The 12,412-nt window shown below is 68.0% G+C and carries 12 protein-coding genes; 5 read left to right on the top strand and 7 right to left on the bottom strand.

The genetic code is table 11. The features are described 5' to 3' along the window. The first annotated feature begins 9 nt into the window (after positions 1-9). From CV023_RS10520 to CV023_RS10505, 4 genes are read left to right on the top strand one after another with little or no spacing between them, the layout of a single operon-like run. Positions 10-1,548 carry a class I adenylate-forming enzyme family protein gene (locus CV023_RS10520; RefSeq protein ID WP_230745537.1) on the top strand — a complete coding sequence of 513 codons (1,539 nt, stop codon included), beginning with the start codon at positions 10-12 and terminating at the stop codon, positions 1,546-1,548. After that, positions 1,545-2,846: a beta-ketoacyl-[acyl-carrier-protein] synthase family protein gene (locus CV023_RS10515; RefSeq protein WP_284934585.1), complete on the top strand. Its 1,302-nt coding sequence runs from the start codon at positions 1,545-1,547 to the stop codon at positions 2,844-2,846. Before CV023_RS10520 ends, CV023_RS10515 begins: the two co-directional genes overlap by 4 nt. 46 nt (positions 2,847-2,892) lie before the next feature. Further along, positions 2,893-4,098 carry an acyl-CoA dehydrogenase family protein gene (locus CV023_RS10510; RefSeq protein WP_230745864.1) on the top strand — a complete coding sequence of 402 codons (1,206 nt, stop codon included), beginning with the start codon at positions 2,893-2,895 and terminating at the stop codon, positions 4,096-4,098. Next, on the top strand, positions 4,091-4,414 hold the full coding sequence (locus CV023_RS10505) for a hypothetical protein (protein WP_230745536.1): 324 nt from the start codon (positions 4,091-4,093) through the stop codon (positions 4,412-4,414). The genes CV023_RS10510 and CV023_RS10505 overlap by 8 nt, the downstream gene beginning before the upstream one ends. On the opposite strand, the gene CV023_RS10500 is transcribed toward CV023_RS10505, so the two are convergent. The 7 genes from CV023_RS10500 to CV023_RS10470 form a co-directional block, all read right to left on the bottom strand. Continuing rightward, positions 4,383-5,225 (bottom strand): SDR family oxidoreductase, encoded by an 843-nt coding sequence (locus tag CV023_RS10500; protein ID WP_230745535.1) that lies wholly within the window; start codon positions 5,223-5,225, stop codon positions 4,383-4,385. The two genes, CV023_RS10505 and CV023_RS10500, sit on opposite strands and share 32 nt — an antisense overlap. Positions 5,226-5,263: 38 nt before the next feature. Then, positions 5,264-6,781 carry a sodium:solute symporter family protein gene (locus tag CV023_RS10495; protein WP_230745534.1) on the bottom strand — a complete coding sequence of 506 codons (1,518 nt, stop codon included), beginning with the start codon at positions 6,779-6,781 and terminating at the stop codon, positions 5,264-5,266. Beyond that, positions 6,778-7,110 (bottom strand): DUF3311 domain-containing protein, encoded by a 333-nt coding sequence (locus CV023_RS10490; protein WP_230745533.1) that lies wholly within the window; start codon positions 7,108-7,110, stop codon positions 6,778-6,780. The genes CV023_RS10495 and CV023_RS10490 overlap by 4 nt, the downstream gene beginning before the upstream one ends. A 176-nt stretch (positions 7,111-7,286) precedes the next feature. Further along, positions 7,287-8,759: a dihydrolipoamide acetyltransferase family protein gene (locus tag CV023_RS10485; protein WP_230745532.1), complete on the bottom strand. Its 1,473-nt coding sequence runs from the start codon at positions 8,757-8,759 to the stop codon at positions 7,287-7,289. Then, on the bottom strand, positions 8,759-9,805 hold the full coding sequence (locus tag CV023_RS10480; RefSeq protein ID WP_230745531.1) for an alpha-ketoacid dehydrogenase subunit beta: 1,047 nt from the start codon (positions 9,803-9,805) through the stop codon (positions 8,759-8,761). The genes CV023_RS10485 and CV023_RS10480 overlap by 1 nt, the downstream gene beginning before the upstream one ends. Further along, the gene (gene pdhA / locus CV023_RS10475) at positions 9,802-10,911 is read right to left on the bottom strand and encodes a pyruvate dehydrogenase (acetyl-transferring) E1 component subunit alpha (RefSeq protein ID WP_230745529.1); all 1,110 of its coding nucleotides are present in this window, start codon (positions 10,909-10,911) and stop codon (positions 9,802-9,804) included. Before pdhA ends, CV023_RS10480 begins: the two co-directional genes overlap by 4 nt. Before the next feature lie 155 nt (positions 10,912-11,066). After that, the gene (locus CV023_RS10470) at positions 11,067-11,585 is read right to left on the bottom strand and encodes a YqeB family protein (protein ID WP_230745527.1); all 519 of its coding nucleotides are present in this window, start codon (positions 11,583-11,585) and stop codon (positions 11,067-11,069) included. A gap of 153 nt (positions 11,586-11,738) precedes the next feature. On the opposite strand from CV023_RS10470, the gene CV023_RS10465 reads away from it, so the two are divergent. Then, on the top strand, positions 11,739-12,371 hold the full coding sequence (locus CV023_RS10465) for a TetR/AcrR family transcriptional regulator (protein ID WP_230745526.1): 633 nt from the start codon (positions 11,739-11,741) through the stop codon (positions 12,369-12,371). The last annotated feature ends 41 nt before the right edge of the window (positions 12,372-12,412 follow it).

Below are 12,412 nucleotides of genomic sequence, written 5' to 3'. Positions count from 1 at the left end.
AGGTCAGACGTGCCGATCACCGCGACGATCCTCGAGGTCGCAGACAGTGACCCCGAGCGGCTTGCCCTCGTCGGCGGCGACGAGCGACTGAGCTACGGCGAACTCGTCGCGGACTCGCGGACCATGGTCGCCGTCGTCGACTCCCTGCACCGGGCCCAGCCCGAACCGCCCACCCCGGCACCCGAGACCGAGGGCATCCCGATCACCGCGGTCAGCACCACCTCGGCGTTCCACACCTCGCGCATCATCGCCGGACTCGCCGGCTACCGCGCGGTCTCCGCCACCATCGATCCCCGCTGGCCCCTGGAACATCAGGTTCGGGTCATCCGTGTCACCGGCATCGGGCTGGTCATCAGCGACTCGACCGACCTCGCCGAGGCGCTCGCCGCCGCCGAGTGGACCGGAACCGTGATCACCACGACCGAATTTCGGGCACGCGAAGCCGCCGTCGAACCTGCCCCGCCGCCGAGCGTCCGCGCGCCGGACGACCCCTTCCTCATGCTCTTCTCCTCGGGGACGACGAGCAACCCCAAGGCCTTCATCAAGACCCGACAGCAGTATCGGGACAATGTCGCGGTCTCCTCGGCCCACCTCGAACCCCTGCCCGAGGTGGCGACGCTGGCCCCCGGGCCCGTCTCTTACAGCCTCACCCTCTACGCCGTCGTCGAGAGCCTCGCGACCGGCGGCAGCGTCCACGTCGCCGACGAGTTCGCCCCGATCGAGATGGGCCGCCGAATCGAGGCCGAATCCGTCACCCGCATCGTCGCCGTGCCCGCCGTGGTCAAAGCCCTCGCCGAGGCGGCCGCCCGCGATCCGGAGCGCTTCGCCGGGATCGAGCTCGTCGTCACCGGGGGTGCCAACCTGCCCGCGAGCATCCGCGACCGCCTCGGCGAAGTCCTCCCGAACACTCGTCTGATCAGCTATTACGGGGCAGCGGAGATCGGATTCATCGGCGACAGCCGTGACGGCGACGGCACGTGGATCACGATCTACCCGACGATCGGGGCCGAGATCCGAGACGAACACGGGGCGCCGCTGCCCGAAGGCGAGATCGGCACCCTGTGGATCAACGCGGCCGCCTGCTCTCACGGCTACGTCACCGGCACCACCGAGGCGGTCCTGCGCGGACCCGACGGCTGGGCCACCGTCGATGACCAGGGACGGATCGAGAACGGCCTGCTCCAGCTGGCCGGACGAGCCGGCGACATCGCCATCACCGGCGGCCACAAGGTCTCCCTGCCCGAGGTCGAACGCGCATTCGAGACGTTTTCCTCGCGCGAGACTGGCCACGACCTCGGCGAGGTCTGCGCGGTCGCGCTCGACGATGCGAACCTCGGCAGCATCGTCGCCCTTGTCGTGGAGGTCGGGCATGCGACCGCACTTCCCGATAAGACAGCGCTCCTCGCGCATGCTCGCGCGCACCTGGCCCCGCAGTTCGTGCCGCGGCGCATCTTTGCACTGGACCGACTGCCACGCACCGTCGGCGGGAAGATTCGCCGCAGCGAAACCGTTGACCAGATCATGAAGGGCCGAGGGCAGCGACTGTGAACGACGAGCACCGAGACCGGCAAGACCGAAGCGTCGTCATCACCGGGATGGGGGCGATCACGCCCAGCGGCAACGACGTCGACACCCTGTGGGAGTCGGTGCGGACCGGGCGGAGTGCGATCGACGTCCTCGCCGGTGAGCGGTTCGCCGATCTCGCCGTGCGCATCGGCGGACAGGTCAGAGACTTCGACGCCGAGGCGGTCCTGCCCCGCGCGCTCGCCCGCCGACTTAGCCCGGTCCAGCACTGGGCCATCGCCGCCGCCGACCAAGCACTCGCGCAGGCCGGGATCGCGAATCCCGCCGAGCTCGGCGCGAACCCGGTCGACGATCTACCTTGGGACCGCCAGCGCATCGCCGTCATCGCGGCCACCGGTTCCGGTCCCGTCGACGCCATGCAGGAGGCCACTCGGGCCCTCCTCGACGGCGGACCACGCGCGGTGCCCCTGAGCCTGGCGATCCACGGGGCACCGGACTCGGCGGCGGCGCTGCTGAGCCAACGCTATGACTTCCGGGGCCCCGGCCAAGGGGTCTCGGCCACCTGCGCCTCCGGGGCGGTCGGCCTCGGCGCGGGACTGCGCCGCATCCGCCACGGCTATGCCGACGCCGTGCTCGTCATCGGCATGGAAGACTGCCTGGGCCCGGTCAACCTCGCCTCGAACGCGAACATGCGCGCCCTCGCCGCCGGGTTCGAAGACGACCCGACCGCTGCCAGCCGACCCTTCGACCGGATACGCAATGGATTCGTGATGAGCCAGGGCGCCGGCGCGATCCTCCTCGAATCCGCCGCCGGTGCCGCAGCCAGAGGCGCCGCGGTGCTCGCCGAACTCGCCGGCTTCGGAGCCGCCAGCGACGCCCACCATCCGACGAACCCGCATCCCGAAGGCCGCGGAGCCGCCGCGGCGGTCCGCGAAGCCCTGGCCGATGCCGGCCTGACCGCCTCCGACATCGACCACATCAACGCCCACGCCACCGGCACCCCGGCCGGTGATTCCGCCGAACTCGCCGCCTTCGATGCGGCCCTCGGCGCCACGGCACACCTGATTCCGATCAGCGCCACGAAGTCATCCACCGGGCACCTGCTCGGCGCCTCCGGGATCGTCGAGGCGATCATCGCGGTCCACACGCTGCGGGAACAGACGCTGCCACCGACGCTCAACCTCGGCGATCCGGAATTCGACGACTGGGACATCGTGGCCGGTCAGGCCCGCGAAATTGAGAGCCTCGACACCGTTCTCTCGACGTCCTTCGGCTTCGGCGGACACAACGGGGCGATCGTGCTGCGCCGGCCGCGACCATGACATCCCCTCCCACGCGCCACCCCGACCCCACGAGCAAGGAGAGATGATGACCGATCGTGAGACCCACCATCGTGAACTGGCCGAGAAATACCTGCCCGCCGAGGTCCTCGAACGCTTCCGCGAGCGTGCGGCGATCTACGACCGGGAGAACCGCTTCTTCGACGAGGATCTCGAGGAGCTCAAGGCTCTCGGCTATCTCACTCTCTTCGTGCCCGACGCCTACGGCGGTCCCGGGCTGAGCCTGCACGAGGTGACTCGGCTGCAGCAGCGGTTGGCCGGCGCGGCCCCGGCCACCGCGTTGGCGATCAACATGCACCTGATGTGCACCGGGGTCGTCAAGGCCATGGCCGACCGCGGCGATTCGACGCTCAACTGGGTCTTCGACGAGGTCATGGCCGGTGAGATCTTCGCCTTCGGGATCTCCGAGCCGTCGAACGACTGGGTGCTGCAGGGGTCGAACACCGAGGCGGTGCCCACCGCCGACGGCGGGTACCTGCTCTCGGGGGTGAAGATCTTCACCTCCCTGTCCCCGGTGTGGACCCGGCTGATCGTCCACGGCGCCGTCACACCCGAGGACGAGGGGATCGCCGGTCCCGATGCCGAGGAACCGGCCGAGGGACAGCTGGTCTACGGGTTCATCGAACGCTCGGAGCCGGGCATCACGATCTCCGATCACTGGGATGTGCTGGGCATGCGGGCCTCCCAGTCGCGGGCGACGATCCTCGACGAGGTGCTCCTGCGTCCCGACCGCGTCTCCCGAGTCATCCCGGCCGGCAAGCATCCCGATCTGCTGACCTTCGCGATCACCAGCAATTTCCAGCTGCTCATCGCCGCCGTCTACGCCGGGGTCGCTGCCCGTGCGCTCGAGCTCGGGGCTGCTGGGCTGAAGAAGCGGACGTCCGCGAAGGCCGGGACCACTCTCGCCGAGGTGCCCGAGACTCGGGCGCGCCTGGCCGGTGCCCACCTCGACTACCTCAGCGTCCCGGCGATGATCGATTCCTATGCCAGGGACTTCGACGGCCTCGTCGATCACGGTGCCGGTTGGCCGCTGCGCCTCGTGGGAGCGAGGATCAAGGCTGCCGAGGCTGCCCGTCGCACTGCCGAGACCGCGCTGATGTGCGCCGGCGGCAGCGGTTTCGACAACGGCCATGAGCTCTCACGTCTCTTACGGGACGCGAGTGCTGGCCTGTTCCACCCGCCGAGCGCCGACGCCGCCCGCCCGATGTACGCCGCGGCTCTGCTCGATGACTGAAAATGGTCGTGACGCTGTCAGCGATGGCTCGCTGTTGGATCGGATGTATCCGAGGAAGCCGGTTTGGCGGTTCCTCTACTTTGCGCTCATCATTCTCACTTCGGTGCTCATCTGCCTGAGCGTGGGGATCTCCATCTGGTCGCAGATCGGCGAAGACGGGTGGGTGACGAAGGCCGCATTGGCCGTCCTGTCGTGGCTGGTCACTCTGCCTCTGCTGCTCGGATCCGTGTGCTGGTGGGTCGTGCTGATCAGCAGGCCGCGACGGTTGCCGGCACCCGAGCGGCTCAGTCCTGTTCGAGCATCTCGGCGAGGCTGACGGGCGCGGTTCCCGTCAGCCGTTCCACGCAGTCGGTGACGACATCGAGTTCACCGGCCGCGATCGCGGTGTACGTCGACACCCAGGCGTCGAGCTGCCAGTCGGGCACACCATAGGGTCGGCGTGATTCGTAGGCTTCGTCGACGGTCTCGTTGTGGAAGGTCGTCGGCCTCCCGGTCACCTCGGTGACGGTGCGGGCCACCTCGTCGAAGGTCAGCGCCTGCGGGCCTGTGAGGTCATAGGACCGGCCGACATGGGCATCTGGATCCTGCAGGATCGCTGCCGCACAGCGGGCGACATCGCCCCTGGTCACGGCTCCGACGCGGCCAGTTTCTGCAGGTCCGCGGATGACGCCGTCATCTCCGGCCATGGCGGGCAGGAAGTCGAGATAGAACGAGTCCCGCAGGAACGTCCACGCCATTCCGGATTCACGAAGCCGCTCCTCGGTGTGCCAGTGAGTGCGCGCCAGTGTGAACGTGGCCTGGGGAGAGGCTCCGAGGAATGACAGGTAGACCACGTGCCGCACTCCGGCGGCGGCCGCGGCATCGATGAAGGTCAGATGCTGTTCGAGTCGGTCGGCGCTCTCGGCGGCGGAGACCATGAAGAGGACGTCGACGCCGCGCAGAGCCTTGGTGGCGGCATCGGCATCCCCGTATTCGGCCACGGCGATGTCGCCGACACCCTGCGGAGCCCGACTCACGTCTCGGACGATGAGTCGCAGAGAGGTCTCGGCGCTGCCGAGCAGATCGGTGACGATGCGTCCGATGTGCCCCGTCGCACCGGTGATCGCAGTGACGGATCGTGGACTCATGGTCATGATTCCTCTCCTCGACGACGGATTCTGTCAGCCTACTCCGCCGCGACCGCCTCGGCGCGTGGTCTGCGCTGCGCCGCAGGCACCCACCGCGGATCCGGCTTGGCCAGAGTGACGGCTACGACGACGATCAGGTTGGCGGCGACGGCCCACAGGCCCCCGTTGATGCCGAGCAGCGGATCGTGGCCTGTGTAATGGAGGCCGACCATGACGACGGAGCCGACGATGAGTCCGGCTCCTGCTGCCTGCTTGCTCATCCGCGGCCAGTAGAGGGCGAGCAGCGCGGCCGGAACCACCTGCGCGAGCCCCTCATAGCTGAGCACCGAGAGCGAGACGAGCGCATCGGGCATGAGCAGGCTCATCACCAGGGCGATCACACCGACGATGAGGCACACCCACTGGGACAGCGTCTTCTGCCGCAGTCCGCGAACCGCCGTCTCTTCGGCCGTCATCGCCGCAGCATTCTTCGGCCCGGCCAGGCCGCCGCCCAGGACAGTCCTGCCCCACATCGACCCGATCGAGAGCATGTACACGCTCATCGGCACGATCGCCGAGAGCGCCCCGGCGACGCCGATGATCGCGACGAGGGGAGCCGGCAGCGAGTCGATGACCACGGAGAACAGCGCCAGATCGGCGTCCTTGAGGGCGGGGATGACGAAGAGCGCGGCCACGCCGACCATCATCGGCACGAGGAGCAGCAGCTGGTACCAGGGCAGGATGATCGAATTGCGGCGCAGGGCGTTCGCCGAGGTGCCCGAGAGGTACCCGGCGATCGACGTCGGGAACACGGTGATCGTGATCCCGTTGAGGATGATCGTCGAGATGAACCAGGCGCTGCCGTAGGTGCCCTCCCCGGCACCGGGGAAGGTCAGCCACTGTGATTTCTCGACGACGAGCTTGTCGAGCAGACCGCCGAGTCCGTCGAAGTAGTGCAGCGGCACATAGATGGCGAGGAAGGCCACGGCGAGGATGACGAGTCCGTCCTTGAGGGCACTGACCCATGCGGAACCGCGCAGGCCGGAGAAGAGGATGAACGCCTCGGCGACGATGAAGGAGATGATGGCGGCGACCTTGAGGTCGATCGCCCCGTAGCTCATGGCGTTGACCACGGCGCCCATGCCTTGGATCTGCAGCTGGATGTAGGGAACGATGAAGATCGTTGCGAGCACGGCGACGAGGATCGCCAGACCGCGGGAGCGGAACCGGTGTTCGACGATGTCGGAGAGGCTGACGAGCTTGTGCCGGGCCGCGTAGGTCCAGAACAGCGGGCCGACGAGGTAGGCGACGACGAGGCCGATGCTCAGGTAGCCGATGAGGTAGAGGATCGGCACGCCGTAGGAGTACGACCAGCCGGCGGTGCCGAGGAACGAGAAGCTCGTGTAGGTTTCCCCGGCCATGAGCAGGAGGATGAAGACGACGCCGAGCCCGCGCCCCGAGACCGACCATTCGTCGAGGGACTTCTCCCGACCGCGGCCGGACCAGACGCCGATGCCGATGGTCGCGAGCATGGCGAGGCCGAAGATGATGCAGGCGATGATCGCGGAGGTGCTCATTTCCCGGCCTCCTCGATGGCGGAGCTGCCGGTGGCGGGGCCGTCGATGGCGTGGTCCTCACCGAAGGCGACGTCAGCGGGAATGTGCTCAGGCCGGTCGGTGCGGTAGAAGTGGTCGCCGCGGGCGGCCATCCACACGCAGAGCCAGGTGAGGATCGTGACGATGATCGTGTAGGTGACGATGAACGGCAGACCGAAGATGCGCGGCTCGACCGTGTTCGCCACGACCGGGGTGAGGACGTAGAGGACGACGGGAACGATGAGCAGGAGAAGCGAATACCGCCGCCGAGGTGGTCCCGGCGGTGATGTTGATTCGTGAACCCGTGACATGTGCGTCCTCTTTCACCCTGGCGCTCACCGCTGGTGAGCGGCGTCTGAGTCGCCGCCGGTGGGCGGCGTAGGCCAGGGTAGTGGTGCGCGTCACGCGGGTCGTGTAGTGGTCCGTATTCTGGAACGTGCCTTGTGCTGGGGTTCACGGCTCAGGTCGGTTCAGAGCTCCGGCGTAATCAGAGCTCCGGCAGGAGCGAGACCGGGTTCTCGATGCAGTCAGCGACGAAGGTGAGGAATTGACTCGGCTCCTCGCCGTCGCAGGCGCGGTGGTCGAAGACGAAGGACAGGTACATGACCTTGCGGACTCTCAGCTCCCCGTCGACGGCCCAAGGGCGGTCCTTGATCCGGCCGAGCCCGAGCATCGCGACCTCGGGGAGGTTGATGATCGGGGCCGAACCGTCGACCCCGAAGACGCCGTAGTTATTCAGCGTGAATGTGCCGCCGCTCAGCTCCTCGCCGCTGAACTTCCCGGTGGAAGCCTTGCCGACAGTCTCGGACACCGAGTCCCGCAGCTGGCGCAGGCTCATCTCACCGGCGCCGTGGACGACGGGGACCATGAGTCCGCGCGGGGTCTGCGCGGCGAGACCGAGGTTGATGTCACCGTGGGTGACGATCTCACCTGCGACGGTGTCGATCGAGGAGTTGATGATCGGGTACTTCTTCAGCCCGGCCGTGACGAAGCGGGCGACGAGGGAGAGCAGCGAATACTTCTCTCCCGTCTTCGACTCAAGGGCGCGCTTCGTGTTCAGCAGCTCGGTGGCATCGACGTCGAGCCAGATCGTCGCCTCGGGAATCTCCTGGCGCGACCTGGTCAAGCGTTCGGACACGACCTTGCGCAGCCCCGTGATCGGGGTTCGGGTATCGCGGGAATTCTCTGTTGTCCGCGCCGAGGCGGCTGACGTCCCCGCGGGGACGAGCCCGTTCGGCGTCCCCGCGGGGACGTTTTCGACGGGGACCGGTTCGGCGGCAGTTGCGGGGGACGCGGTGGTCGAATCGATCGCCGCGAGGACATCGGCGCGGGTGACGATCCCGCCTGGACCGGATCCGGCGAGGCGTTTGGCGCTGATCCCGTGGTCGTTCGCGAGCTTACGCACGAGTGGGGAAGTGACTGGAGAGATCCGCGACTCTTCGTCGGTCGCTGCGCGTGCCTCCGTGGCCATTGCGCCGGCCTCCGCGGGGGCGATCGCTTCCCCGGCCGCCGGGGGAGTGGCCGCCGAGGTTGGCGAATTCGCATCGGTGCGTGTCCCGAACGAGCGCTTCTTCGATGACCGAGTCTTGGGTTCAGAAGTGCCGTAGCCGATGAGGTTGGCGCCGCCGCCTTCACTCGAAGCCTCACCCTCGCTCGCAGCCTCGGCAACGGTGAGCAGGGCCTGACCTGCGGCGACGGTGTCACCAGCCGCGGCGTGCAGGGCCGAGATCCGACCCGCGTAGGGGCAGGGCAACTCGACGACGGACTTCGCGGACTCGACTTCGACGACCATCTGATCGACGTGGACTTCATCGCCGACGGCGATCTTCCACGAGATGAGCTCGGCCTCGGTCAGTCCCTCGCCCAGGTCGGGCAGGATGAAGTCACGCGTGCCCGCGCCAGGGGAGCCTGCAGCGGAGGCGCCCGACGCGTCGGCGCCGGTACTCAGATCCGCACTCATCACAGCTCCCAATCCCAGGTCTCGAAGGCATCGAGCACGCGTTCGACGGTCGGCAAGTAGTACTCCTCGAGCTTCGGGGACGGGTAGGGGACATCGAAGCCGGTGATCCGCAGGATCGGGGCCGACAGATGGGTGAAGTTGCGTTCGGTCACCCGGGCGGCCACCTCGGCGCCGTAGCCTCCGAACTGGGCGGCCTCATGGATGATCGCCGCCCGCGAGGTCTTGCGCACGGATGCGCTCACGGTCTCATCATCGAAAGGGGAGAGCGTGCGCAGGTCGATGACCTCGACGGACAGTCCGTGTTCGGCTCCGGCCTCGGCGGCCTCCACGGCCGTGCGCACGGTCGGCCCGTACGCGAGGAGGGTGACGTCAGAACCTTTCCGCACCACCTCGGCGCGATTCATCGGGGCCGTGGTCACGGGCAGGGACAGCGTCTCCTTCATCCAATACCGCGACTTCGGCTCCATGAAGATCACGGGGTCGTCGGAGGCGATGGACTCGCGCAGCAGTGAGTACGCATCGGCCGGATTCGAGGGCGTGAGAACGGTCAGACCCGGGGTCGAGGTCCAATACGCTTCGGAGGAATCCGAGTGGTGTTCGACGCCGCCGATGTCGCCGGCGTAGGGGATCCGGATAGTGATCGGCAGGCTGACCCGGCCCTTCGTGCGATTGCGCATCTTCGCCACATGGGACACGATCTGCTCGAACGCGGGGTAGGCGTAGGCGTCGAACTGCATCTCGATGACCGGACGCATCCCGCCCATCGCCATGCCGATCGCGGTGCCGACGATGCCCGATTCGGCCAGCGGAGAGTCCCAGACGCGTTCGGGTCCGAATTCCTTCCGCAGTCCTTCGGTGACCCGGAAGACCCCGCCGAGGCGGCCGACGTCCTCACCGTAGACGAGGACGTTCTCGTCCGCGGCCAGGGAGTCGCGCAGGGCGGCGTTGAGTGCCTTCGTCATCGTCACCGGTGCCGGCGCCGTGGCGGCGGTGCCGCCACCCGAGTCCGCCGTGGCTGAGGCAGTGGCCTCGGCGTCGACGCTCATGCCCGCCCCGCCGCGGCGAGTTCGGCTTCGAGGATCTTCTGCTGCTCGCCGAGGCTGGCGCGCGGTGACGCATAGACGTGGGCGAAGAGTTCGCTCGGGTCGATGACGGCCTCGTCGTTCATGGCATCGCGGACGCTCGCGGCCAGCTCCTCGGCGGAGGCGGTGATCTCGTCGAAGCCGGCGTCGTCGAGGACGCCGGTCGAACGCAGGTAGGTCTCGAGGCGGGTGATCGGGTCGAACTGCTTCCAGTGCTCGACCTCTTCGGCGTCGCGGTACTTCGTGGGGTCATCGGAGTTCGTGTGCGACTCCATGCGATAGGTCAGGCACTCGATGAGGGTCGGGCCTTCGCCGTTCCGACCCCGTTCGAGGGCGGTGGCCACGGCGGCGAACACGGCGGCGACATCGTTGCCGTCGACGCGGATTCCGGGCATGCCGTAGCCGGCGGCGCGGTCGGCGAGCATCGTCGCATTCGACTGTTCGCGCAGCGGGGTCGAGATCGCGTACTGGTTGTTCTGGAGCACGAAGACCGTCGGCGTCTGCCAGACAGAGGCGAAGTTGAAGGCCTCGTGGGTGTCGCCCTCGCTGCTCGCCCCATCTCCGAGGAAGGTCAGGGTGGCCGCATCCGTGCCCTTGAGCTTGGCGGCCATGGCGAAGCCGGTGGCGTGCAGGGTCTGCGTGGCCAGCGGTGTCGCCGCAGGTGAGGTGTGGTACTCATGCGGATCGAAGCCGCAGTGCCAATCTCCGCGGAAGGCTGCGAGGATCTCGGCGACCGGGACGCCGCGGGTCAGCAGCGACGCGGAGTCGCGGTAGGTGGGGAAGAGCCAGTCATTCGGTGCCAGCGCGGTGGTGGCTCCGACCTCGCAGGCTTCCTGCCCGGCCGCAGAGGGGTAGGTGGCGAGCCGGCCTTGCCGGGTCAGGTGCGTGACCTGGGCTTCGAAGCGGCGGACATGGACCATCTGCCGGTAGAGGCCGAGCAGGGTGCGGTCGCTGGGGATGCTCAGCCCCTCGGTCGGTGCGTCGGTCGGACTGCTGTCGGGGCCGATGAAGCTGATGGGCTGCAGCTGGGGGAGAGCGCGGCCGGTGCTGGGCGGAACGTCGATGGTCATGACCCCATGGTGGCGTGAGCCGAGTCACGGTTCCATGCCTGCGAGGCAGGTGGAGACGGGCGGTCATCTGTGTCGCGAAGAGTGGACGAACCGGCCCGCTTCGGTGAGCTTCGGTGGACGTTTGGCCGGCGGTTCTGCGGTGAGTGGGCCCGCCTTCAGATCTCTCCCCAGCGGTAGCCACGGGAGGTGAAGGCCGCGGCGACCTCATCCTTCTTTCCCTCGACGTCTCCGCGATAAGCCTGGTGGCCGCCCTCGGTGAGGATCGTCAGCTTCCCGTCGGCGAAGTACGCCGTGGAGAACGCGGCTCGCGAGATGTGCAGCGGATGGTCGCCTGGGCGGCCGACGGTGATTCCCTCGTCACCGATGCGCAGAGGCGTGGTCGAGGCGCTGATGACGACTGTGGCGACGAGGCCCAGCGCGGCACCGATGATCGGCCGAACGGCGACGACCCAGGGCTGATCGAACCGGCTGAGCTTCTCGATGATGTCCCCGAAGGGAATGGGGAATGTGGCCGCGAGCGAACCGAGCGCAGGAAGGAAGAAGCCGAGGGCGACGCCGATTCCTGCGCAGACTAGACCGATGATGAGGACATCACCGCGGCCGAGGGCGAAGACGCTGGATTCGGCCGGTCCGTCTCGGCCGTTGCGAGCGGGCTGGCGGGGGTGGTCGGTCATGGGCACGTCGATCCTCACTTCCAAGGCTGGAACACTAGTGTAACAAAGTGGAACAATAGTGTTCCATAAGTAGACTGGACCTTCATATCGGGTCGGATCGGGAGCGAGGGGGGCGAGGTGTCGAAGTCGGCGAGCGGCGGGGAGAGCGGCGGCATGAGGCGCATGGGCCGGGACGCCCTGCTGCGGGAGTCGCTCTCGGCGCTCGCCGCCGACCCGCGCGCCCCGATGCTCGAGCTCGCGAAGACGCTCGACGTCGGCCGGACCACCCTCTATCGCCACTTCGGCGATCGGGACGCCCTCGTCGCCGAGGTGGCCCGCCTCGGCGCGCGGATGTTCGTCGAAGCCTTCCTCAGCGCCCGTCCCGAGGAAGGCCCCGGGCTCGCGGCGGTTGAGCGGGTGTGCGACCGCCTCTTCACCGTCCCCGAAGCGCTCACGCTCCTCTTCGCCGACAATCCGATCATCACCGATGACGTCTTCGCCGAGGTGGAGCGGGAGCGCCGTGACACCGAGGTGGCCGGATCCGGTGGCTCCGCCTCGGCGGGCCCGAAGTCGGCAGGGGAATCCGACGACCCCCTCGAATGGGTCATCGCGCGCGGTCAGGCCGACGGATCGATCACCGCCGAGGTGCCCGTGGAATGGGCGGCTGCCTACGTCTTCCTCACGATCGGTTCGGGCCATCTCTACAGCATCGCCGTCGAGGCGGCCGATCCGTCCGCGCGTGCGCGAGGCCTCGAACTGACGATTCGCGCCGTCCGCCGGACCCTCGGTGCCGGTTCCGACATATAAGACACCGGCCCGCCGGTGGCCGCGCTCGGTACTGAGAATCC

Origin of the sequence: Brevibacterium sp. CCUG 69071 (assembly GCF_021023135.1) — a bacterium.
In the GTDB taxonomy this organism is placed as follows: Bacteria; Actinomycetota; Actinomycetes; order Actinomycetales; family Brevibacteriaceae; genus Brevibacterium.
Note: the sequence above shows the minus strand (reverse complement) of the source record. Positions and strands in the feature narration are given on the sequence as shown.

Excerpts from the sequence above, each read along its gene's own strand:
- CV023_RS10510 (WP_230745864.1), top strand. The coding sequence starts at position 2,893 with ATGACCGATCGTGAGACCCACCATCGTGAACTGGCCGAGAAATACCTG.
- CV023_RS10505 (WP_230745536.1), top strand. The coding sequence starts at position 4,091 with ATGACTGAAAATGGTCGTGACGCTGTCAGCGATGGCTCGCTGTTGGAT.
- CV023_RS10500 (WP_230745535.1), bottom strand. The coding sequence starts at position 5,225 with ATGAGTCCACGATCCGTCACTGCGATCACCGGTGCGACGGGGCACATC.
- CV023_RS10495 (WP_230745534.1), bottom strand. The coding sequence starts at position 6,781 with ATGAGCACCTCCGCGATCATCGCCTGCATCATCTTCGGCCTCGCCATG.
- CV023_RS10490 (WP_230745533.1), bottom strand. The coding sequence starts at position 7,110 with ATGTCACGGGTTCACGAATCAACATCACCGCCGGGACCACCTCGGCGG.
- CV023_RS10485 (WP_230745532.1), bottom strand. The coding sequence starts at position 8,759 with ATGAGTGCGGATCTGAGTACCGGCGCCGACGCGTCGGGCGCCTCCGCT.
- CV023_RS10480 (WP_230745531.1), bottom strand. The coding sequence starts at position 9,805 with ATGAGCGTCGACGCCGAGGCCACTGCCTCAGCCACGGCGGACTCGGGT.
- pdhA (WP_230745529.1), bottom strand. The coding sequence starts at position 10,911 with ATGACCATCGACGTTCCGCCCAGCACCGGCCGCGCTCTCCCCCAGCTG.
- CV023_RS10470 (WP_230745527.1), bottom strand. The coding sequence starts at position 11,585 with ATGACCGACCACCCCCGCCAGCCCGCTCGCAACGGCCGAGACGGACCG.
- CV023_RS10465 (WP_230745526.1), top strand. The coding sequence starts at position 11,739 with ATGAGGCGCATGGGCCGGGACGCCCTGCTGCGGGAGTCGCTCTCGGCG.